Genomic DNA, 20,562 nt, shown 5'->3' on the forward strand with positions numbered 1-20,562 from the left:
TGCTATATCAGGAGATGACTGGGTCTAATGGGGCAATCACACCAGAGATGCGGCATTCTCTAACGGTAAATTCGAACCTTTAATTTAAACGTGGAAATGATTTGAGCACACTGTTCTCGACGGTTATCGATGAGGTCGTTCGCTACTCCACCTATACTGATAGGGATTATCGTCGGCGTTCATAGCGTCCCGACCGGGAATCGAAACACGGTATCATACGGTCCGTTGTAGTTCTTTACCGGTGATCGCCGACCCCGTCCGAGCGATCACCGGTAAAACGCTACAACGATCCGTATCAATCCCTTCGAGGCACCCCATCCGGCTGGCGACGATACTCCCTATGAACGCGACTCGAGTGGCGACTGTCGGAAAGTCCACTAGGCCGGCGTCGACGGCCGAAAGAGCCGTCAGGCTGCGTTTGCCGGGCCCGTCTTTACCCGACGTGAACGCGAGTATCGATCCATGAGCGAACGGGACCGCGAGGCGGCCGCCCACATGGAACTGACGCCGGACTCGTGGCACCAGACCGACGACGGGAACTACTACATCGACTGCCCGGAGTGTGGCTCGGCGGCGACGCTGATGAACGTCGTCGATCGCGGCCGGTGTAACGGCTATCTCGACCAGCAGGAAGACGAGACCGAACTCGAGGAGGAGGCGATGGACTGTACGGCGAAACTCTGGCTCGAGCTCGGCTACACGTCCGATCCCGGTGAGACGCCGAGCGACGACGCCGCCGGCGAGTCCGAAGGCGCCGCAGAAACAGACGAGGGTGTTCCCGCATCGGACCAGCCCCCAGGCAACGACGGGACGGTCTCCGAAGAACAGGCCGACGGCGAGTAACTGTCTCGAGCAACGAGGCGGGTTAGTCGTCTGCCGTCTGTGACTCGAGAAACCCGAGCAGCCGATCGTTCACGTCTCGAGAGCGCTCGATGAAGGCGAGATGGCCGGCATCGTCGATAGGGACGAACTCGCCCCGCGGGAGTCCGCGAGCGAGCTCCCGTCCCGCCTCGAGCGCGACGATGTCGTCGTCGGTCCCGTGGAACACCCGCGTCGGCTGGTCCACCTCGAGCAGCCGATCGGACAGGTCGATGTCCGCCAGCGCCTCGCGCTGGGCGGTCCAGCCCGCTCGGTCGGCGTCACCGTCGGCACGCCAGTCGACGATCCCCTCGCAGACGTCGGGGTGTTCCCGGCGGAACGTCTCGGAGAGGCCCGCCGACAGCGAGTCCCGAATCGCCTCGCGGTCGTCGGGCGGTGCCCACAGCGACTCGAGATCGATCCCCGACCCTCGGGATGCCGTCCCGAACAGCGTCAGCGACTCGACGCGGGCAGTCGTCCGAGCGGCCTCGAGCGCGAGCAGTCCACCGAGTCCCGTCGCGACGAGGTGGCCGCTTCGGGCGTCACAGGCGGTGAGGACGGCCTCGAGGTCGGCGACGAGCGTCTCGAGGTCGTACGGACCGGACGGAGCATCGGAGCGGCCGGTGCCCCGTAGGTCCCAGACGACGGCTTCGTAGGGGCCGGCGACGGCCGCGTGTTGCCACCCCCAGAGCCAGCCACCGAGGCCGACTTCGGGGACGAAGACGACGGGGACGCCAGCGCCCTCACGGTCGTAGTACAGCGAGACGGAGCCGTTCGTGGCGGTCGGCATACTCGGTCTGAGCAGACGGAGCAAGGCGATAGTTTCGGTTCCGCGAGCGACCGTCGGCGGTCAGACGAACTATGGTACGTCGTTGCCGGTGCAACCGCGACCGTCTTGCGCTGTCCCGGGAATCGTTACAGTAGACCGTATCAGTCTTCGAATGACTCGGGTTTTCGGACGATTGTGGTGTATACGTCGGGTGCACAGTACCAGCCGGCGTCGATCATCGCATCGATCGTCTCACGTGCGGTATCCGGAGCAATAGCACCGCGTTTCGCACACAGCACGACGAGGTAGGCCGTCCCGCGTGTCTCGATATCCTCGATGTCTGCGACTCGCCGTCCGGCAGTTTCGTCCATTACAGCGACCCCCTCGTTCGAGGCGGCACAGGTAAGTGCTGTGACATCGGCATCGCTAACGGTTGGATTCCCCCGCAATCGATCTGCAAGCGGCGAGTCGTCGACGGAAACGAGGTCGAACCGCCCGTCCTCGACGGACTGTTCGATCCGACGTGCGTCGGGATACCCCGCTTCGAGACCGGTCGTGACGACTTCCTCGTATACGAGATCGGGAATACAGCAGCAACCCTCGAAAGTCGACACGAGCCGTAGCTGCTCGACTTTCGCGAGGTAGATGAGCGCCGTTGCGTCGAAGACCCACATTAGAGGTCGTCGAGATCCGCTTCGAGGTGCTCACTCGAGACCCAGGTCACGTCTCGCTCGTCGGCGAGGACGGCGAATTCCCACGTCGACAGCCCCGCGATGTCGGCTGCTTGTGTGAACGTCACCTCGCCAGCTTCGAGACGATCGAGAGCCTGTTCGCGACGCCACTCCGCGAGCCCGTCGGCGAGCAACTTCCGAACGGCTGTACTCCGGTCGAGACGCTCTTCGTCGAGATACTCCTGGAGTTCGGCCTCGAGATCGTCCGGTACGCGTGCCGAAATCGTCCCCATGTTTGCATCGTATACAAGCGTTCCGTCGAAGCGATTCCCGCTCGAGAGCCGTCGCGGTTCGAAACGGCCGAGACATACCGACACTGATCGGAAAGAGAACGAACAGGTTGCTGTGTCGAGATCGAGCGGTATCACGCGGCGGGAATCGCAGCCGTCGGTGCTTCAGAAGTGGTGAATTGCAGATATCGGTACGTCAGGCGTCGAGAACCTGCCGGAGCACGTCGGGTGCGTCCTCGAGGGCGTCGTCCAGATCCTCGACGTTGGGGCCGCCGCCCTGTGCGAAGTCCGGCGGACCGCCGCCGCCACCGCCGACTTTAGCGGCGAGTTCACCGACGACATCGCCGGCGTTGACGGCGCTGCCGTCGGGGACGGCGACGACGAACTGGGCCCCGCCCTGGCCGCTTCCAAGCACCGCGACGCTGCCTTCTTCGGCGATGGCCGTCGCGGTTGCGCGCAGTTCGTCCATGTCGGAGTCGATGCGGTCGATCACGGCCGTTGTTTCGTCGATTTCGACCTCCTCGCCGCTCCCACCGCCGCCGGCGCGGGCCGAGGCGAGCTGTTCTTTGAGCTCTTCGATCTGCTTGCCGCGATCCTTCCACTCCTCGAAGAATCGTGCGGCCGTCTCGGGGACCTCCTCCGGGGAGACATCGAGCGTCGCTGCGGCGTCGTAGAGGGCATCCTCTTTGGTCTGGGTGGCCTCGATAGCGGCCGCTCCGGCCGCGAAGGTGATACGTTCGACGCCGTCTTGCACGCGCTCGGCGTTGAGAATCTTGATCGTGCCGATCTCGCCGGTACGGGCGACGTGGGTGCCACCACAGGCCTGGACATCCTCGTCGACGTGGATCAACCGGATCTGTTCGCCCGGCGGGATGCCGCCCTGGTAGAGGTCGAAGCCGTGGTCGGCTTCGGCATCGTGGCGGTCGGGCCACTCCTGGGTGACCGCGGTGTTTTCCATCACGATTTCGTTCGCGCGAGCTTCGATGGCTTTGACATCCTCGCGCGTGACTCGATCGTAGTGGCTAAAGTCGATTCGCGAGGAGTCGACCCCTTTCTGGGCACCAGCCTGGCGAACGTGCTCGCCGAAGTGTTCGCGAGCGGCGTGGATGACGATGTGGGTCGCCGTATGGTGTCGCATGAGTTGGCGACGCCGGCCGCCGTCGACCTGGCCGTTGACGAACTCGCCTTTGCCAAGCCGGTCGTCGGTCCGATGGCAGATGACGCCGTCCTGGATCTGGACATCGACGACGTCGACAGTCGCGTCGTCGGTCGAGAGTATCCCCGTGTCGGCGGGCTGGCCGCCGCCTTCGGGATAGAACATCGTCTGATCGAGCACGATGTCGTAGCCGTCTTCGCGCTCGAAGACATCTAAGACCACCGCCTCGAACTGCGTTCGCTGCTGGTCGTCGTAGTAGAGCTTCTCCGTCTCTGGAAGATCCTCGAAGCGTTCGTCGGCCTCGTCGTCGGCGGTCTCCGCTCCAGCATCGGGCGTCTCCTGACGCTGCGCGACGAGACTGTAGAAGTCGTCGGGAACGTCGACATCGGCGCCGGCCTCGGCGGCGATCTCTTCGACCATATCGGGCTGAATTCCGTGTGAGTCGTAGAGTTCGATCAGTTCGTCCGTCGGGATCGGCTCCCCTTTTTCGGCGTACTCCTCGGCGAGACTCTCGACGCGTCGGCCGCCGCGCTCTAAGGTCTCGCGGTACTTTTCGACCTCTGTGCGGACGATGTCACGGATCGTGTCCCGGTTTGCGTAATCGAGGCGCGCAGCCTGCATGTCGACGAGTTCGTCCAGCGGGGCGTCGACACCGACCGTGTCACAGAGGCGTTTCGTCCGGCGCAAGACCATCCGTGCGAGATAGCCCGTGCCGACGTTCGAGGGGACGATGCCGTCGCCGAGCATGTACGCGAGCGTGCGACAGTGGTCCGCGATGGCATAGATGTCCTCGAGCGGTTCGACGAGGTCACGCAGTTCCTCGACCGAAACCCCGAGTTTGTCGGCGATGTCGCCGCGGGCGGCCTCGACATCGTCGACATCGTCGATGTCTAAGTTTCCGGAGAGTCGGGCGGCGCGACCGACGAGTTCGGCTTCCGCCTCGGTGTGGTCGATGCCGGCGTTGTCCTTCAGGAAGTCGATCATCTCGGGGTAGATGGCCTCGTAAACCGTCGCCGTCCCCTGGCTCATCCAGGTCCAGCGTTCCAGTCCATAGCCCGTATCGACGATGTAGGTGTCCATGAAAGAGTAGGTGTTCCCGTCTTTGAGTTCGTACTCGCCGTCGGGGTCCTGTTCCATGCACATGAAGACAAGCGTCGCGAGCTCTAAGCCCTTGTAGATGACCTCGATGGCGGGCCCGGCGTTGCCGCCGCCGACCCAGGGGTCCTCGATGTAGGTGACCTCGGTGATGTCCGCACCCATCGACTCGAGCAGTTCGTCGCAGAGTTCGACGGTGTGACTCTTCCAGTACACTTCCCCTTCGTAGGCGTACTCCTCGTCCGTCTCTTCGCGCGTGTTGAACGCGTGATGGGCCATCATCTCGAAGGCCATCGTGTGTCGGCCCGTTTTCCCAACGTTGTCGATGTCTTGCATCCGAATGCAGGGCTGGCTCACTGTGAGGGGATTCGCCGGCGGCGGCGTCTCCCCGCTGGTGACCAGCGGCTGAAAGTCGTAGATCGATGCTTGGGTCAACAGGACATCGTCACGCCAACGGTTCGCCGCAACTGGATAGGGATCGATCCGCTCGTGGTCGTGGTCTTCGAAAAAAGAGAGGAAGACCTCGCGCATCTCCGCTAAGCTGTAGGCCTGGTCGAAGCCCGGATCGTCGATGAAGTCGTACTCTTCACACGGCGGCTCACCACAGGTTACTCGGTCCTCATCGCGCGTCCAGAAGTGATTCCCACATTCGGGACACTCCTTGCGCACGAACCCTTCTTCCTCGAAGTACTCGAGGCGGTACTCGTCCGCCAGTTCACTCATTGTACGTTGTTGACCAGCCAGTGCCTAAAACAGTTCCGCAACGTTCATTCCCTGCGAGTCGCCGACGCAGTTGGGACGACTGCGTGTCGGTATCGACCACCCATCCGATCAGTGGCGGCCGCTTCGACCCCTCGTTAGAGATGCAGAAAACCATAGTTATAGTCCGAGATTAGTGCCCCATCGTTTGGAACCAAGCGAGAGTAAACCAAATGTCTGTCCCAGATACAAATAACACTTACTATTTCGGCAATTCCGAATCGCCCAGCAGAATCTTTATGGTGGAATTACAGACTGTGCGTATAGACTACCAGTTCGGATTCGATGACATCGAAGGTACACTCGACGACGCGTTCGACCGCCCGATCGATCCTCTACGTCGCCACGACCGTCCAGGCGGCCGAGGACGGAGCGGCGGCACTCGAGAGCGTCCAGACGGGCGGTGAACGAACCGTCCAGCCCACGACATCGATCGATCAGCTCCGCGACCGCACATCGGCGGTCGACTGCGTGGTTCTCGAGACGGATCCAGCAACGGACGACGACCGTCCCGAGATCCTCGAGGCGATCGGAGCGACGCCGGTCGTGCTCTTTGCCGACGACTCCTACAGCGCGACCGCGCCGGCCGGCGATGTCGACGGCTTCGTCCGTCGAGATACCGACGATGCTTACCAACACCTCGTCGACGAACTCGAGCGCGTCTGTGAGCAGAACCCGGCAAACGAGGGGGCTCACTCGAACGTCCGCGCTGTGGCGACGACGTTCGAATCGACCGCCGACCTCGTCGCGTGCCACGAGCGTGATCGACTCTTCGAGGAACTCGTCGACAGTGCCACCGATGTCCTCGCGTACGACTACTGCTGGCTCGCGACGATCAACTTCGGCGAACTGGTTCCTCGCGCCGCAGCCCCAGCCGTTCCGGAACACGCACTCAAGTCGATCTCGCTCGAGGATCCACTCGGCGTCGCCTTCCGTGCCCGCGAACCGATCCAGATCGCCGACCTGGCGAACTACGAGTGGATCGAGCCGCCCTTCGAGGGCGCACGCTCACTGTGTAGCGTCCCCGTCGGGGATGTCGGCGTCTTGCACGTCGCCGCCGAACGGCCGAACGCGTTCGATAGCGCCGAACTCACACTCATCGAGGAACTCTGTGGCGTCGCGACCACGATCCTCGAGCGCAACTGGGCCGAGCAAGGCGTCGCCAACGAACGCGACCGGCTCCGTCGCGAACGCGAACGGTTCCACGAACAGTACACCACACTCAGGGACGAACGCGACGCACTCTTTACGCTGTTTCGCGACGTCTCGGAGCCGATGGTCCACTACGACCTCGACGACGACGACCCCGTCGTCTCGAGTGTCAACGCGAGTTTCGAAGCCGTCTTCGGCGTCGATCGCGAGACTGTCGTCGGCGAACCCCTCGCGGGTGTCGCGCTCCCGAACGGCATCGCCGACCAGCGGGCCAGACTCCGCGACGCGGTCGACGCAACGGAACGCCGCCAGTTCGACGTTCGTCGCGGGACGCCCGACGGCGTGCGTGACTTCTCGCTGTCGATCGTCCCACTCGCGGTTACCGACGCTGTCGAGGCACCCACCGATCGCTCGGGTGGGCTCGTTATCTACGAAGATGTCACCGAACATCGCCGCCGCGAACGCGAACTGCTGGCCGCGAGCCACCGCCTCGAGTCGATCGCCGACCGGATCGACGACGACGTTCGGAGCCCGCTGAATACCGCCCGTGGCTACCTGGAGCTCGCCGAAAAGACCGGCGACGAGGAGCACTTCGACGTCGTCGAGACCGCCCACGAACAGCTCGCCGATCGCCTGCAGGAGCTAGTGGCCGCCGCAACCGACGGCGACACCGATACCGAACCGGTCAGCCTCCACGATATCGCTACCCGTTCCTGGCTGACGACGCCGACGGCCGACGCACGACTCCACACCCAAGACGACCGCCTCCTCGAGGCCGACCGCGACGCCCTCGAGACGCTCTTTGAGTACGTCATCCGAACGACGATCGAGATCGAAGGCGAGGACGCCACCGACGCCGTGACCGTCACCGTCGGCGGCACCGACGACGGCTTCTACATCGCCGGCAGCCGACCCGTCGACAGCGACGAGAGCGGCACCGATCCCGACCCCGACCGTCTCGACGACACCGACGCCAGCGCGTTCGAACTCGAGTTCATCGAGCAGGTCGCCGACGCCCACGACTGGGATATCGGCATCGCAGAAGACGACGACGGCACGGCTGTCGCGTTCCGCGGTGTCGAACCCCTCGAGTAAACGCTCGAGCGACGATCGCTTCCAACTCCCGTCCACGAACGACCGATAGCCGTCATTTCTCGACTTCGAGCAAGACGACGCGTTCCCGAACGAGGGTCGGCAGCGAGGCGTCGGTTGCTGCTCGTTCCGCGTCGGTAATCTCGAAGAACGCACAGAGCGTCGATTCGTCGACGAACTCGAGCGTCGGCTCCCGTGTCAGGACCGCATCGAGATCGGCGACGGCCTCGAGGGCGGCCGGTTCGTCCGTACCGGCGTCGCCCTCGGCCTCCAGCGTCGGGTCGGCGTCGATCAGGACGACCGCTCGCGTCTCGCCCGCCGCGACGCCCATCTCGAGGGCGCGGTCGATCTGACGGCGACCGGCGGCATAGAGGAGTATCTCGACAGCGCGATCGTGGGCGATGTTCTCGCCGCGGTCGATCGCGCGATCGGCGAGTTCGACCGCGCGCTCGAGGTGGCGACGATCGGCGACGTAGCGGGCGTCGAACGCCTGGACGGTCACGCCGTGACGGTCGCCCACGTCACCGAGTATCGCGACGAATGTGTCGAGGTCGTCAACCGCGAGCCGGCACTCGACCAGCTCCATCAGAAATCACCCAGACTGGATTGGCTGTCCTCGGCCGACGACGATTCCGTACGCGGTTCAGTCTCGCTGTCTGTCCCGGCGCTCGAGCCCGGCCCCGCCGTCTCGGCGTCGCCGCCGGCGGGTTCGATGTCGTCCATCGACGGATCCTCCCGGCCGGCGTTCTCGAGGATCGTCTCGGCCGTTTTCTTCCCTTTGAGCACTCGCAGGATCACGCCCTTGTCTGCCGTTCGGAGATCGGCGGGTTCCTCGACCCCCGCCTCGTAGAGCCGTCTGGCGCGCTTACGGCCGACGCCGCCGACCGAGACCAGCTCGAGCAGTTCCTCGCCGACGCCGTGTTCGACGCGGGCACGAGCGTCGCGGACGGCGACCGTCCACTCGCTGTCGATCTCCCGGGCCAGCGATTCGGCGGCTCCGAGCAGCCACTCGGCGGTGTCGACTTTCCCCCGGAGGTCGCCGGGGCCGATCTTGTACCGATCCGTAATCGTCTCCTCGTCGGTTTCCTCGGCCCAATCCTCCAGTAGTTTTCCGGTCTTGAGAGCGGCGAGCCAGTCCTCGAAGCGATCCTCCTCGAACTCGCTGGGCGTATCGCCCAGCAACTCGCGCTCGCGCTCGTAGTAGAGTTCGCCGAATGTATCGTCCTCGCCCGATCGAAGGTAGAGTTCGTACATATCCGGCGTTCGAGCGGTGAGCTGGTAGAGACCGAGGGCGGTCGGGCGCTGGTCGGCGCGCTCGAGGCCGTGGACGATCTCGGCGGCGCTCATCGGATCGAGGTAGAGCCGCGAGACGGTGTGGCCGAGACTGGTCGCCTCGAGAGCCTCGTCTCGATTCTCCTGGGCGGCGAGATCGGCGGCGGCGGTGAACCCGCCTGCGCCCTCGTTTTCGTCGGTACGACCACCGCTCCCCGAGCGCTCGACGAAGTCGTTGCGCTCGAGGTAGCCGAGCACGTCGTCGGTCACCCGCTCGAGGCGGCCAGCCTCGGTCGATTGGCTCGCATAGAGGGTCGCCTCGAGGAACTCGAGCAATCCCTCGCGGGTCCGTGCGAAGCCCGACGCGATCGTCGCGAGGACGTGGGTTCGCAGGGCCGGTTCGGCCGCCAGTTTCGAGCGGACGGCTTCGGGGTCGGCCCAAATATACCGGTCGAACAGCTCGTCGCTCTCGTCGTGGCTCTTGGCCAGCAAAACGGCCTCGCCGTAGGGATCGAGACCCGGCCGACCGGCACGGCCCATCATCTGGTGGACCTCGAGGACATCTAAGGGGGCCATCCCGCCAGCGCTGGGATCGAAGCGTCGCCAGTCTCGAACGATGACGCGGCGAGCTGGCGTATTGACCCCTGCAGCCAGCGTCGGCGTCGCCGAGATGACCTTCAGCAAGCGATCACGGAACGCATCTTCGACGAGCGAGCGTTGGGCGCTCGAGAGGCCGGCGTGGTGAAAGGCCGAACCGTTCTCCACGCAGTCGGCCAGATCCGTGCTCGTCTCGGTGTCGCTGTCGTCGCGAATGTCGGCGGCCAGATCGGCGAGCTCCGTTCGTTCCTCGTCGGTGAGTTCGCGTTTCGCGACGCCGCCCAAACGACTCGCGGCGGCCTCGGCGTTGCGCCGGGAGCTGACGAACACGAGCGAGGAGCCGCCCTCCTGCAGGATGTCTCGCACGAGTGCGGCCTCCTGCTTCTCCGATCCCTCGACCGGCACCTCTCGGGTCGAACCGTCGTCGAAGTTCAGCGCGTTGCCGTAGTGGACGCCCATCTGGAGATCGATCGGTCGCCAGTCGGTATCGACCAGCGCGGCGTCGAGCCAGTCGGCAATCTCGTCGGCGTTGCCGACCGTCGCCGAGAGCGCGACGACCTGCAACGTCGGATTGAGTCGCCGGAGTTTCGCGAGGGTTACCTCGAGGGTGGGGCCGCGTCCGCGGTCGTCGATGAGGTGGACCTCGTCGGAGACGACGCAGGTGAGATCCGAGAGCCAGTCGGCACCGTTTCGCACGAGCGAATCGACCTTCTCGCTGGTCGCGACGACGATATCTTTCGTGGCCAGCCACTCGCTGGTCGACTCGTAGTTGCCCGTCGCCACGCCGGTCGTGACGCCGAACTGTTCGTAGGCGTCGAACTCGGCCTTTTTCTCGCTAGCCAGGGCTCGCAACGGGACGATATACAGCGCTTTGCCGCCGCGCTGGACCGCCGATAGCATCGATAGCGCGGCGATCATCGTCTTTCCGCTGGCGGTCGGGACCGCCGCGACCAGGTTCTCGCCGTCGGTCGCGCCGGCCTCGACCGCCTCGGCCTGGGGCGGGTAGAGCTCCTCGATGCCCTCCTGTCGGAAGTGCTCGAGCGCACCGGGTGGGAGCCCCGACAGCTCCTCGACGTTCATTACCCGCCTTTGGCGTGTCCCGTGGTTTAAACTGTCGTCTCCTGGTGGGTGGGGAACGGTCTTGATTGGAGTGGGAGCCACGTGACCAGGGGACAGCGAACGCAAACACACGCCCGGGAGGCCGGATAGCCTAACCTGTTGGTGTAAATGACTACCCACGTCCGTTCGAATCGGTGAGTATGCTGTCGAACGGGGTGTCGTCGCAGTTGAAACGCATCGCTCGAGGATCCGACGGCGTCGATATCCGTCTCTACCGGCTGATCGTGCTGGTGACGGTCTTCGGCGTCGGTCACCACATCGATCACGTCATCCGCGGGAATCACGTCGGCTGGCCGTTGATTCCGGAAGTCACGGCGTTTACGTACAGTCTCGGGTTCTATCCGCTGATCGCGCTCGGACTCGCACTCTCGCTGGCCGACCGCGTCGGCGCGGGCTACTGGGCGGTCGTCACGGGTGCCGGATTCGTGATGGTCACCGTGTTACACTTCGGACCGCTCGCGGTCGAACCGCCCGGCGACGTCGTCGGCCCCTACGAGAGCGCAACCGTAGGCTACGTCGCGCTCGCGTGGCTCGTCGGGTTCGTCGCCACGCTCGCGGTGACGACGGGCTATGCGAGTTATCGGTGGCTCGAACGAGTGCGATCAGATGTGCAGTGACTGCAGTAGCTACTATAGTCGTGTTCGGCGATTGATACGCGTACGCACGAAGACTTGAATCCGCGAGCAAGCGGTAAGCGGCCGACAGACGGTTGCGACAGTACCGACGGACTGAAGGTCCCGACCGCCGACGATTGGGCTGATGGCCGACGAACTCAAGCGGCGACTCGTCCACGCGAGCGGCTCCGGACTGGTCGCACTCTATCTCCTCGCGAGCTATCTCGAGATTGGTCTCACGTGGGAGTACTTCCGGGTGTTGATGGTCGTCCTCGCGGTCGGAACGATCGGTCTCGAGGTGGTTCGTCTCTACGCTGGTCTCGAGTGGTGGCTCTACGAGAAGCTTACTCGGGAGTACGAACAGGACCAGTTTGCGGGCTATGGCTACTACATGCTCTCCATGACGGTGGTCGTCTTGGTGTTCGAACCGGCGATTGCACTGCCCGCGATGTTGATGCTCGCACTCGGCGATCCCATCAGCGGGGCCGTCTCCGACGATACGCTCAGGACCGTCAAGGGGCCGAAAGTGCTCGGCACGATGTTCGTCGTCAGCGCCGGTATCGCAACCCCATTCCTGCTTGGGACACCCCTGGCGATCGTCGCCGCGGCGCTGGGGGCGACGCTGGCCGACGGCATCAAGATTCGAGTCGGCGACGTTATCGTCGACGACAACCTGACCATTCCCATCTACGCGGCGGTCCTGGCCTGGCTCGCCCTCGAGTTCGGGCCGATCTGACAGTCGGCGCCCAATCTCGAGGCGAGCCTCGAGCGTCGACCGAGTAGCCTCGAGAAACACAACGCATTCCCGTCCTGGCCCGGTAGCGCTGGTATGAGCGAGCCAGATCCGACTGCGGTAGACACCGAACAGTGGCACGAACAACTGGCAGCCAAACGCGCCGAGAAAGACGAGTTCTTCGAGAGCCATCCGCAGTCACCGATCCCACCGGAAAAACGGGAGGATTTCGACGGGCTCACGTATTTCGAACCCGATCCAACCTACCGCGTCGACGCGACCGTGACCGTCCACGACGACCCCGAAGTCGTCCTGATGGACACCACGGGGGGCCGCGAAATGCGATACCTTCGCGTCGCGACGCTTACGTTCGATCTCGAGCGCGGTGGGTCGGACGAATCGACGACGGCAGACGATGGAGCGGCCGAACTATCCGAGGATGACGAACTCGAGAGCGGCACGTACGATCTCGCCGCCTATCAACTCGAGAGCCCAAACGACGAGCCGCTTTTCGTCCCGATGCGCGACAAGACGACCGGTCAGCAGACCTACCAGGGTGGCCGGTATATGGAGCTGTCACCCGACCGGGAACTCGACGACGGCGACGAGATCGTCCTCGACCTCAACCTCGCGTACACGCCATTCTGTGCCTACAGCGACACCTTCGATTGTCCGCTACCTCCCGAGGAGAACTGGCTCGAAGTAGCGATTCCGGCGGGCGAACGGTTCGAGTGATTCCGGCCGCGGCGATAGCGTAATGCCCGTTTCGGGTCGACGTACACAGTCGAAACCGATCGAGGGGAGCGGGGCTCGAGTGGAAACGAGGGGGTTCGATTCGCTCGTGGGCTCGAGTCGAAACGGCGGTCGCCGGTGCCGGGCGACGCGACGCTCGAGATCGGACCACCCTCGAGTCGGAATCGCGGTTGGCTACAGTACAACGCCGACCGTCAACAGCGTCCCGAGTTCGCGGTAGCGTTCGACCATCGCCTCGCGCGTCTCCCAGTCGTCGGTGGGAAACTCGCTTTCGGGCGGGATCCCCACCTCACGGTCGGGAATCTGGTCCTGTTCGGCGACGGCGAGGCCCGCCTCGCGGAAGGCCTCCCGGTACTGGTCGCGATCCCAGCGGGTCATCTCGATCGAAATCGTGTCTTGCCACGGGTGAGAGTGGACGTTCTCTTCGTAGTAGTTGACCGCACAGTAGAACGTCCCACCGGGGCGGAGCACGCGCGTGATCTCCTCGAGTGTGCGGTGGGGATCAGCGGCGTAATAGAAGGCTTCCATCGACCAGACGTGATCGATAGCGTCTGGAGCGAACGGCAACGATCCGAAGTCGCCGACGACGTAGGTAACGCCGGGGTCGTCGGTATAGGTGGCCGCGTTGTGAGCCATCTCCGGTGAGCCATCGAGCCCGTAGATTCGGCCGGCGTTTGCCGTCTCTCGAAGTGCACGGCCGGCGTACCCGCTGCCACAGCCGAGATCCAACACGGTGTCGCCCGACTCGACCGGCATACGCGCGAGCGCGTGTTTCGCGGTGTGCCAGTGTCGATCCTCCATGCCTCTGTCTCGGCCGCTTGCGGCCCACTCGTCGAACTCCTCGCGGACGCTCATACGTCACCTCGCGTCGCCACCGCCAAAACCCGTTCGTCTCCTGGGAGTGTCCGCGCCGCGGCTACACACTCGAGTGGAAGTCCCGCTCGATCGAATCGACCGACACACTCTTTAGGATGGCCTAAAAAGATGTGTGTGGAGAGGTTTAGGTTGGCCGAAATACCGTGGGCATCGGTAATCGGTCGATCGAGAAGCAGTTGCTGTCCCGGCCTCTCGTCCATTCTACCGAAGATAATCGCAAGCTATATGTGTTTTAGGTCGGCCTAAAACTACGTATGCAACAGCGCGACAGCGATCGATCGAATCGTTCGACGACGGGCCGACGACCATTCCTCACCACCGCAATCGCTGCGGCCGGGCTCACTGGACTTGCAGGATGTATGGGTAACGGCGACGGGAATGGATCTTCTGACGGGAACGGCGGCGGAAACGGCAGCGGAAACGGCAGCGGAAATGGCGGTCCAAGCGCCGTCGCCGACGCCGATCCGCTAGCAACGCCGGTCGACCCGAGCGGGGTTTCCTGGGACGATCTCGGCGATCTCGAGGGCGAGATTACGATTTACTCCGGACGAACTCCCGACCAGATCGATCTCGTCTTCGAGGAACTCGAAAACAAGTACAGCGGACTGACGATCGACCGCGACTACGACGACAACGACGTCCAGGTCAACCAGTTAGAACAAGAAGGCGACGCGACGCCCGCGGACGTATTCTACTCCCAGGACCCGGGTGCGCTCGGTGCCGTCCACGACGCGGGAATCGTTCAGGAGCTTCCGAGCGACATCCTCGAGACGGTCCCCGAGAGCTACCGTCATCCGAACGGATACTGGACCGGCGTCAGTGGTCGCGTCCGTTCGGTCTTTTACAACGAGGACCGATTGGACGAAACGCCGTTCGACAGCTGGGACGAACTGCCGACGGATATCTCCGAGTACGCGACCGACGACCGATTCGAGGGAATCATCTCGACGCGTCCCAACTCCGGCACGTTCCGGGGGTTCATTCAGGCGATGGTCGACCTCGAGGGCGAAGACGCGACGCGACAGTGGGTCAGCGACTTCATGGATCAGGATCCACAGCTGTACGGGAGCGGAAGTACCCAAGCCGAGGAAGTCAACCGTGGCGGTGACGACGACCCGATCATCGGGCTCGGCAACAGCTACTACGCCGCCCGCCTCGTCAACGAAGATTCCGACGCACCGATCCGTGTGACGTTCACCGAAGGCGACGCAGGTGCCCTGTTCAGCGTCGCGGGCATCGCCGTGACGAACAACGTCGACGATCCCGAACTCGTCGCCGAATTCGCCCGTCACCTCGTCGCCGTCGAGGGACAGGAGTTCATGATGGACGACAACGGCGAGTTCCCCGTCGTCGACGGCGTCGATTACGTCGGCCCGCTGCCCGGCCCCGACGAGCTCAACTCGCCAACGTACGATCTTAGCGAGTTCGACATGGAACTGCAGGCAGCCAACGACCTCCTGGAAGATGAGGGCATGATGCCACTCTAACGCCGACGACCACCGGTTGACCCTCGCCGACACCAGCATTCGATCCCGTTCTGTCCCACCCCTTCGGCCCCGCCTTTCGCCACTACCACGACGTATCCATCGAACTCGCACGACCGCCCTGATCCGGAAACGCGCTCCGATCAGTCGTACAACCGAAGTCCGAACGACGGACTCGATCCCGTGGTGTATATCTTGGATGTCATCATCGGAGTTCCGGGCTCGAGAAACTAATCAGGAGGTTCAAGAGAATCGAGAGCCGACCGGTTCGTAGGAGATCCGATTCGGTTCACAGACATAGAGGATGAAGCCACTCAAAAGCGCCGTCGAAGCCACCCAACAGATCGCCGCGGTCAGAGAGCGACTCGAGCGTGCAGAGCCAGGGCGAATCGGCTTGGCCGCCGCGAGCGCTCTCGTCGCGTTTTTCGTCATCGTGCCGATGTTCTGGCTGGTCTGGCAGGCGTCGACGGTCGAACTCTCCCGCGCGTACGATCTCATCGTCTCCTCACAGACCGCACGCATCACGGCGAACAGTATCGGATTGATGCTGTTCGTGACGGTGTGTTCCATTTTGCTCGGCGTTCCACTCGCCGTACTGACCACCCGAACCGATCTCCCGTATCCCCGGTTCTGGACGGTCGTGGCCGCGCTTCCGCTCGTGATTCCGAGCTATATCGGCGCGATCGCGTTTACCGGCATGTTCGGGTCCGGCGGCGAAATCGACTCGCTATTCGGACTGGCGCTCCCAGCGGTCGACGGCCTGTCCGGCGCGACGTTCATCATCACGCTGTACACCTACCCGTACGTGTTCCTGACGACCCGGGCAGCGCTACTGTCGATGGACAGTTCGCTCGCCGACGCCGCACGGACGTTAAACGCCGGTCCGTTCGAAGCGTTTCGACGCGTCACGCTGCCACAGATCAGGCCAGGGATCGCCGCCGGTGCGTTGCTCGCCGGCCTCTATGCGATTTCTGACTTCGGGACGCCGGCGTTCATGCGGGCGAGTGTCTTCACGAGCAGGATCTACTGGGAGTTCAGCAGTTTCAACGTCGAGTACGCCGCACTACTCGCCTTGCAACTGATCGCGATCGTCGCCGTCGTCCTCGTCATCGAGGCTGGGATCGGCCGCGACGAGGACGCCACCGGTGGCGACGATACTGGGAGTACGATCCGGCTTGGCAACTGGAAGTGGCCGGCGATGGGTTTCGTCTCGGGGCTGGGCGTGCTCACCCTCGTCGTCCCCGTGGCGATCTTTACGCGGTGGCTGTTCGTGAGCGAGGGCGACCGCATCCCGGCCTACGAGTTCGGGTGGGAGTTGGCCTACAACTCCGTCCACCTCGCCGCACTCGCTGCGCTGGTCGCCTGCCTCTTTGCACTGCCCGTCGCCTACTACTCCGGACGAGCGAATTCACTCGTCTCACGGGTACTCGAGCGGGCAACCTACGTCGGCTTCGCCGTTCCCGGCGTCGTCATCGGCCTCGCGTTGGTGTTCCTTGGAACCCGAACGCTGCCGTCGCTGTACCGGGAAGGCGTCTGGCTGCTCGTGTTCGCCTACGTCGTCCGGTTCTTACCCCAAGCGGTCGGGACCGTCCGCTCGTCGGTCCTCCAGGTCGACGACAAGACGATCGAGGCCGCTCGAACGCTCAACGCCGGCCGACTCGAGGCGTTCCGTCGCGTGACTCTGCCTCTTATCATGCCGGGTGTGATCGCCGGTGCCGTTCTCGTGTTCCTGACGACAATGAAGGAACTCCCAGTGACGCTGATGCTCAGACCAATCGGGATGGAGACGCTCGTCAGTCTCATCTGGAACGCCCAAGACTCGCTTGCGTACCGATACGCGGCGATTCCCTCCCTGCTACTGATACTCATTTCCGGGCTCTCGATGATCGTCCTGCTCCGACAGGAAGGCGACAAGATCGGCTGACGTTCGGTCCCTAGCCGGACGCCATCAGCCGATATCGACCAACGGTGCTGACCGACCGCGAACTCGTGACATCCGCACGCTTAAGTCGATGTCGAAAGTTGTTCACACCAGCATGGACTACAGGCTCGAGATCGACGACACGCCGGCGACGGTACCTGGGGGGACCGGCGTCCTCTTGCTCCACCCGAGCACCGGTGAAACAGATCGCATCGATACCGACTTTCTCAAAACCGACACCGATCACTTTCTCGTCGTCTCCACCCGAACTACCGCCCGCGAAGTCAGACAGAAACTCGAATACTACGATGTCGACGAAGAGCGTGCCGAGATTCTCGACACCCTGAGCATCGAACGCGGCTACTCCCGACGGAAGACGGATACCGTCCACTACGTCGCCGCCCCCGACGACGTCGACGGCATCGTCGAGCACATCGACGGCTTCCTCGAGAACCACGACGGCAAACTTCGACTCAGCTTCGACTCCGTTACAGAACTCGCCTACTACGCCGGCGACGACGACGCCCTCGAGGCCGTCGAGCGCATTCTAGGGTTGCTCGAAGAACACGACGCGATCGGACTGTTCCACCTCTCGGAAGAGCCCCACGACTCGGCAGTCGTCGAGCAGTTCCGTGACCAGTTCGACGGCGTGATCGATCTCGCCGAGGACGGCAGCGTCGACACCGAGTTCTGACAGGGCTGCTGTACCGCGTTCCCGGACCGCAAGCGCTCGCGCTCTCCGGTACCGATGGACACCAGTCCGTACGAACCGGGACCCAGAGATCAGTTCGGATCCGTCCCGTCCGGTAGCGTCGCCGTCGGCTCCGTCGCTCGCTCGCGACGCTCGACGACGGCCTCGAGGTCTGGGCCGTCGGTCTCGATCACCGCCGGATCGGGCAACGCCGGATTAGGGGCGCGACCGATCGTCAGCAACCGTTCTGTCAGCGTGAGTTCTTCGGCTTTCGGGCTCGGTTTCTCGATGGCCTGATGTTCGACGGCGATCCCGTCGGCCGTGGTTTCGATGCGAACGGCACAGAGCTGGTACGACGGGTAAAACACCGGCGGAAGCAAGCCCGTGATACCGTCACGTCGATGGAGGCGTTTGAGCCACGTCCCGGTGTTGACGAGTAATCGACCCTCGAGTTCGCGGGCTTCCGGACGGTGAGTGTGGCCATAACAGAAGATGGCCGTCTCCGGGCGCTCGTCGAAAATTTCGCGTGCGGCCGACTCGTAGGGTTTCTCCGGATCGACCGTGAGATCCGTCTCGAAGAGTCCGAACCTGTCGATCGTCTTTTTGACATCCCGGCGAAGCGCGTAGATCGGGATCCCGACGAACAACAGGATGCCGGCGACCGAGACGTTGATCACCAGCAGGTGCCAGACGGCCGTCCCTGCCATACCGAACTGCCCGAGAAACGTCGCCGTTCGCTCGGTCGGCATCGACCAGACCCCGACCAGATCCAGTCCAGCCAGGATCGCAAGGATCGCGCTCACGTTGAACAACAACAGAAACGGCACCAACGCGTATCGGAAGATCGGGTTCATCTCCACGTAGAAGTACTTCGAAACGAGCCAGATCGGCATCCACTCCGTCGGCGTGATCGCCTGCACGTCTTTCAGCCAGTTGTACCGACCGCGATCGGAGAGCTGTCCCGCACGACTGGTCACGAGCGTATTGTAGTAGTAGCCAAGCGGCGACGCGTGGGGGTTGCCCCAATCCTCGATCCGGTTGTTCTCGTCGCGCTGGTGGCCATGCTCGAAGTGAATCGCTCGCTCGCCGATCGGTCGGCTGATCGACTGGTCCTGGACCAATTCGACGTTGTACTCGGCAAAACGATCGACGTACTCGTCGTACGCCGCCAACTCGTGATCGTGATTGCCGGGCATCAACGTGATTGGGACGTTCTCACCGGTCGCACGAAGTTGGGCGAACAGTTCGGGATACATCTCCTCGAGCGCGTCGAACTTCTCGAGCCCGTCGATTCGCGTAAACTCCCAGAGACCGAACGCGTCGCCGTTGATGATCAACTCGACGTTCTCGTCGGTCTTCTCGAGGTCTTCGAGAAACTCGAGTAACTCCTCGCGGAACTCGATCTCCTCGAGTTGCTCGTCGCCGCCGATGTGGAGGTCGCTAACGACGTAGTAGACGCGATCGTCGACGGCGCTGCCGTCGTCGGTTCCCGTCGTGTGATCGGAACTGGTGGCGGCCATTGGGGATGCTCAAACAGTCCTCAGCGTGACCCCGTAAGTGCATCGGAGCGACTCGGCACAGGTCGGTCGAGGAGACTTCGGTCTCGAGTCGAAAACAGGGTATCCACGAGGAGTGTGAAACGGACCCCAGACGGAAACCACTACTCCGCGAGCGCGTCGAAGGTCGTTTCGGCCCACTGGATGGCGTAGTCGGGGCCGTGATCCCGGTACGCAGCGGTATCGAGCGCGTCGAACGGCGCCGGCAGTTCGATCCCGTGTTTGATCGCCCCACAGGCCAACTCGGTGGCGTCGGCGAAGTCGGTCTCGCCGCGTGCGACCGCCCGTGACAATCCCGAGACTCGATCCTCGAGCCGGTCGCCGGCATCTCGCCACGCGTTGGCGAGATCAGGGTGGGTGTCGTGCCAGCCGGCGAAGATCTCACGAGTCTGGACGCCGAGCCAGCCATCGTACAGCGCCGCAGCGATCTGGTACGTGCTGTTGGGATCGAACGGGACCGCTCGATCGAGATCTCGATACTGCGCCTCGAAAAAACCGATGAACTGTTCGGGCACCTCGAGTCCGCACTCGACCAGCGCTTCCGCGACGAGAAATTCCACGAACGGTTCCGGCGAGCCTTCGATGCGCGGTTTGACCAACACGACCGGTGGGTCGGTCTGGCGGGTCCAAACGATGCTGCCGTCGCCGGGCATGCCGATCGTAAACGTCGAACTCGCGTACCGCTCGAGCAGCGTCGGCGCGTCCGCGGGAAGCCACTCGGTTGGGTAGCTCGCGGGCTCGAGTGCGTCGACGAGTAATCCGAGATCCTCGGCCTGTGCCGGCGCCAGCGTCTCGAAGTCCGTCGCAACGTCACAGACGAGCGCGTCGGGTGCGTGCTCGTCCCGGACGGCGTCGACACTGCTCGAGCAGTCTCGAGGCTCGAACATCAAGCGGCGGTGACTTGCTGGGCGACGATCAGCAGCGACAGCAGTGCCGAGACCGCGACCGTGGCGAGAACGACCTTCGTTGCAGTGCTCATAAACGGAGGCTATCACCCGCATTCCATAAATCCATCTGTCTGTCTTGGGTCGTCAGTCGTCTCTAAGCCGTAATCGATCGCCGACGAACGATCCATAGCGAACCCCCCTCATTTCGACTGGAAAC

General features: G+C 63.4%; 18 protein-coding genes. 8 read left to right on the plus strand and 10 right to left on the minus strand.

The window, feature by feature from the left end; all coding sequences use genetic code 11:
* The first annotated feature begins 462 nt into the window (after positions 1-462).
* A complete protein-coding gene (locus D8Y22_RS05925) occupies positions 463-843 on the plus strand; it encodes a hypothetical protein (RefSeq protein WP_141463787.1) in 381 nt (126 codons plus the stop codon).
* Positions 844-865: 22 nt separating this feature from the next.
* Here D8Y22_RS05925 and D8Y22_RS05930 read toward each other — a convergent pair whose 3' ends face one another.
* The 4 genes from D8Y22_RS05930 to alaS all read right to left on the minus strand — a co-directional run bounded on the left by D8Y22_RS05930 (position 866) and on the right by alaS (position 5,562).
* Positions 866-1,648, minus strand: coding sequence for an alpha/beta fold hydrolase (locus tag D8Y22_RS05930; RefSeq protein ID WP_141463788.1), 783 nt, complete (start codon positions 1,646-1,648; stop codon positions 866-868).
* A 140-nt stretch (positions 1,649-1,788) separates the two neighbouring features.
* A complete protein-coding gene (locus D8Y22_RS05935; protein WP_141463789.1) occupies positions 1,789-2,301 on the minus strand; it encodes a DUF3368 domain-containing protein in 513 nt (170 codons plus the stop codon).
* The gene (locus D8Y22_RS05940) at positions 2,301-2,591 is read right to left on the minus strand and encodes a UPF0175 family protein (RefSeq protein ID WP_141463790.1); all 291 of its coding nucleotides are present in this window, start codon (positions 2,589-2,591) and stop codon (positions 2,301-2,303) included. Before D8Y22_RS05940 ends, D8Y22_RS05935 begins: the two co-directional genes overlap by 1 nt.
* A 193-nt stretch (positions 2,592-2,784) precedes the next feature.
* Positions 2,785-5,562 carry an alanine--tRNA ligase gene (gene alaS / locus D8Y22_RS05945; RefSeq protein WP_141463791.1) on the minus strand — a complete coding sequence of 926 codons (2,778 nt, stop codon included), beginning with the start codon at positions 5,560-5,562 and terminating at the stop codon, positions 2,785-2,787.
* 321 nt (positions 5,563-5,883) lie between these two features.
* On the opposite strand from alaS, the gene D8Y22_RS05950 reads away from it, so the two are divergent.
* Positions 5,884-7,845, plus strand: a complete 1,962-nt coding sequence (locus tag D8Y22_RS05950; RefSeq protein ID WP_141463792.1) for a GAF domain-containing protein — start codon at positions 5,884-5,886, stop codon at positions 7,843-7,845.
* Positions 7,846-7,897: 52 nt separating this feature from the next.
* Here the strand turns inward: D8Y22_RS05950 and cgi121 are convergent, their stop codons facing one another.
* Both cgi121 and D8Y22_RS05960 read right to left on the minus strand, forming a co-directional pair.
* Complete coding sequence (gene cgi121 / locus D8Y22_RS05955) at positions 7,898-8,428, minus strand: KEOPS complex subunit Cgi121 (RefSeq protein ID WP_141463793.1); 531 nt, start codon at positions 8,426-8,428, stop codon at positions 7,898-7,900.
* Positions 8,428-10,791 (minus strand): ATP-dependent DNA helicase, encoded by a 2,364-nt coding sequence (locus D8Y22_RS05960; protein ID WP_141463794.1) that lies wholly within the window; start codon positions 10,789-10,791, stop codon positions 8,428-8,430. Before D8Y22_RS05960 ends, cgi121 begins: the two co-directional genes overlap by 1 nt.
* A gap of 179 nt (positions 10,792-10,970) precedes the next feature.
* Between D8Y22_RS05960 and D8Y22_RS05965 the strand changes: the two genes are divergently transcribed.
* From D8Y22_RS05965 to D8Y22_RS05975, 3 genes are all read left to right on the plus strand, one after another.
* Complete coding sequence (locus D8Y22_RS05965; RefSeq protein ID WP_141463795.1) at positions 10,971-11,447, plus strand: hypothetical protein; 477 nt, start codon at positions 10,971-10,973, stop codon at positions 11,445-11,447.
* 142 nt (positions 11,448-11,589) lie between these two features.
* Positions 11,590-12,180, plus strand: a complete 591-nt coding sequence (locus D8Y22_RS05970; RefSeq protein ID WP_141463796.1) for a diacylglycerol/polyprenol kinase family protein — start codon at positions 11,590-11,592, stop codon at positions 12,178-12,180.
* A 93-nt stretch (positions 12,181-12,273) separates the two neighbouring features.
* Positions 12,274-12,912 (plus strand): DUF1684 domain-containing protein, encoded by a 639-nt coding sequence (locus tag D8Y22_RS05975; protein WP_141463797.1) that lies wholly within the window; start codon positions 12,274-12,276, stop codon positions 12,910-12,912.
* A gap of 192 nt (positions 12,913-13,104) precedes the next feature.
* On the opposite strand, the gene D8Y22_RS05980 is transcribed toward D8Y22_RS05975, so the two are convergent.
* On the minus strand, positions 13,105-13,785 hold the full coding sequence (locus D8Y22_RS05980; protein WP_141463798.1) for a class I SAM-dependent methyltransferase: 681 nt from the start codon (positions 13,783-13,785) through the stop codon (positions 13,105-13,107).
* A gap of 275 nt (positions 13,786-14,060) precedes the next feature.
* Here D8Y22_RS05980 and D8Y22_RS05985 point away from each other — a divergent pair, with 275 nt between their 5' ends.
* The 3 genes from D8Y22_RS05985 to D8Y22_RS05995 all read left to right on the plus strand — a co-directional run bounded on the left by D8Y22_RS05985 (position 14,061) and on the right by D8Y22_RS05995 (position 17,905).
* Entirely contained in the window at positions 14,061-15,293 is a 1,233-nt protein-coding gene (locus D8Y22_RS05985) for an extracellular solute-binding protein (RefSeq protein ID WP_141463799.1), read from the plus strand.
* A gap of 301 nt (positions 15,294-15,594) precedes the next feature.
* Entirely contained in the window at positions 15,595-17,214 is a 1,620-nt protein-coding gene (locus D8Y22_RS05990) for an ABC transporter permease (protein WP_141463800.1), read from the plus strand.
* Between the two features lie 112 nt (positions 17,215-17,326).
* A complete protein-coding gene (locus D8Y22_RS05995) occupies positions 17,327-17,905 on the plus strand; it encodes a DUF7090 family protein (RefSeq protein WP_141463801.1) in 579 nt (192 codons plus the stop codon).
* An 89-nt stretch (positions 17,906-17,994) separates the two neighbouring features.
* On the opposite strand, the gene D8Y22_RS06000 is transcribed toward D8Y22_RS05995, so the two are convergent.
* The 3 genes from D8Y22_RS06000 to D8Y22_RS23480 all read right to left on the minus strand — a co-directional run bounded on the left by D8Y22_RS06000 (position 17,995) and on the right by D8Y22_RS23480 (position 20,437).
* The gene (locus D8Y22_RS06000; protein ID WP_141463802.1) at positions 17,995-19,422 is read right to left on the minus strand and encodes a metallophosphoesterase; all 1,428 of its coding nucleotides are present in this window, start codon (positions 19,420-19,422) and stop codon (positions 17,995-17,997) included.
* Between the two features lie 140 nt (positions 19,423-19,562).
* Positions 19,563-20,345: a DUF7089 family protein gene (locus tag D8Y22_RS06005; protein WP_141463803.1), complete on the minus strand. Its 783-nt coding sequence runs from the start codon at positions 20,343-20,345 to the stop codon at positions 19,563-19,565.
* On the minus strand, positions 20,345-20,437 hold the full coding sequence (locus tag D8Y22_RS23480) for a hypothetical protein (protein WP_449421048.1): 93 nt from the start codon (positions 20,435-20,437) through the stop codon (positions 20,345-20,347). The genes D8Y22_RS06005 and D8Y22_RS23480 overlap by 1 nt, the downstream gene beginning before the upstream one ends.
* Positions 20,438-20,562 lie beyond the last annotated feature (125 nt).

The sequence above is a fragment of the Salinadaptatus halalkaliphilus genome (assembly GCF_006543045.1).
Taxonomy (GTDB): Archaea; Halobacteriota; Halobacteria; order Halobacteriales; family Natrialbaceae; genus Salinadaptatus; species Salinadaptatus halalkaliphilus.

Coding starts and splice junctions, on each gene's coding strand:
- cgi121 (WP_141463793.1), bottom strand. CDS start 8,428: ATGGAGCTGGTCGAGTGCCGGCTCGCGGTTGACGACCTCGACACATTC.
- D8Y22_RS05935 (WP_141463789.1), bottom strand. CDS start 2,301: ATGTGGGTCTTCGACGCAACGGCGCTCATCTACCTCGCGAAAGTCGAG.
- D8Y22_RS05995 (WP_141463801.1), top strand. CDS start 17,327: ATGGACTACAGGCTCGAGATCGACGACACGCCGGCGACGGTACCTGGG.
- D8Y22_RS05990 (WP_141463800.1), top strand. CDS start 15,595: ATGAAGCCACTCAAAAGCGCCGTCGAAGCCACCCAACAGATCGCCGCG.
- D8Y22_RS05960 (WP_141463794.1), bottom strand. CDS start 10,791: ATGAACGTCGAGGAGCTGTCGGGGCTCCCACCCGGTGCGCTCGAGCAC.
- D8Y22_RS05925 (WP_141463787.1), top strand. CDS start 463: ATGAGCGAACGGGACCGCGAGGCGGCCGCCCACATGGAACTGACGCCG.
- D8Y22_RS05930 (WP_141463788.1), bottom strand. CDS start 1,648: ATGCCGACCGCCACGAACGGCTCCGTCTCGCTGTACTACGACCGTGAG.
- D8Y22_RS05975 (WP_141463797.1), top strand. CDS start 12,274: ATGAGCGAGCCAGATCCGACTGCGGTAGACACCGAACAGTGGCACGAA.
- D8Y22_RS23480 (WP_449421048.1), bottom strand. CDS start 20,437: ATGAGCACTGCAACGAAGGTCGTTCTCGCCACGGTCGCGGTCTCGGCA.
- alaS (WP_141463791.1), bottom strand. CDS start 5,562: ATGAGTGAACTGGCGGACGAGTACCGCCTCGAGTACTTCGAGGAAGAA.
- D8Y22_RS05985 (WP_141463799.1), top strand. CDS start 14,061: ATGCAACAGCGCGACAGCGATCGATCGAATCGTTCGACGACGGGCCGA.
- D8Y22_RS05950 (WP_141463792.1), top strand. CDS start 5,884: ATGACATCGAAGGTACACTCGACGACGCGTTCGACCGCCCGATCGATC.
- D8Y22_RS05980 (WP_141463798.1), bottom strand. CDS start 13,785: ATGAGCGTCCGCGAGGAGTTCGACGAGTGGGCCGCAAGCGGCCGAGAC.
- D8Y22_RS06000 (WP_141463802.1), bottom strand. CDS start 19,422: ATGGCCGCCACCAGTTCCGATCACACGACGGGAACCGACGACGGCAGC.
- D8Y22_RS06005 (WP_141463803.1), bottom strand. CDS start 20,345: ATGTTCGAGCCTCGAGACTGCTCGAGCAGTGTCGACGCCGTCCGGGAC.
- D8Y22_RS05965 (WP_141463795.1), top strand. CDS start 10,971: ATGCTGTCGAACGGGGTGTCGTCGCAGTTGAAACGCATCGCTCGAGGA.
- D8Y22_RS05970 (WP_141463796.1), top strand. CDS start 11,590: ATGGCCGACGAACTCAAGCGGCGACTCGTCCACGCGAGCGGCTCCGGA.
- D8Y22_RS05940 (WP_141463790.1), bottom strand. CDS start 2,591: ATGGGGACGATTTCGGCACGCGTACCGGACGATCTCGAGGCCGAACTC.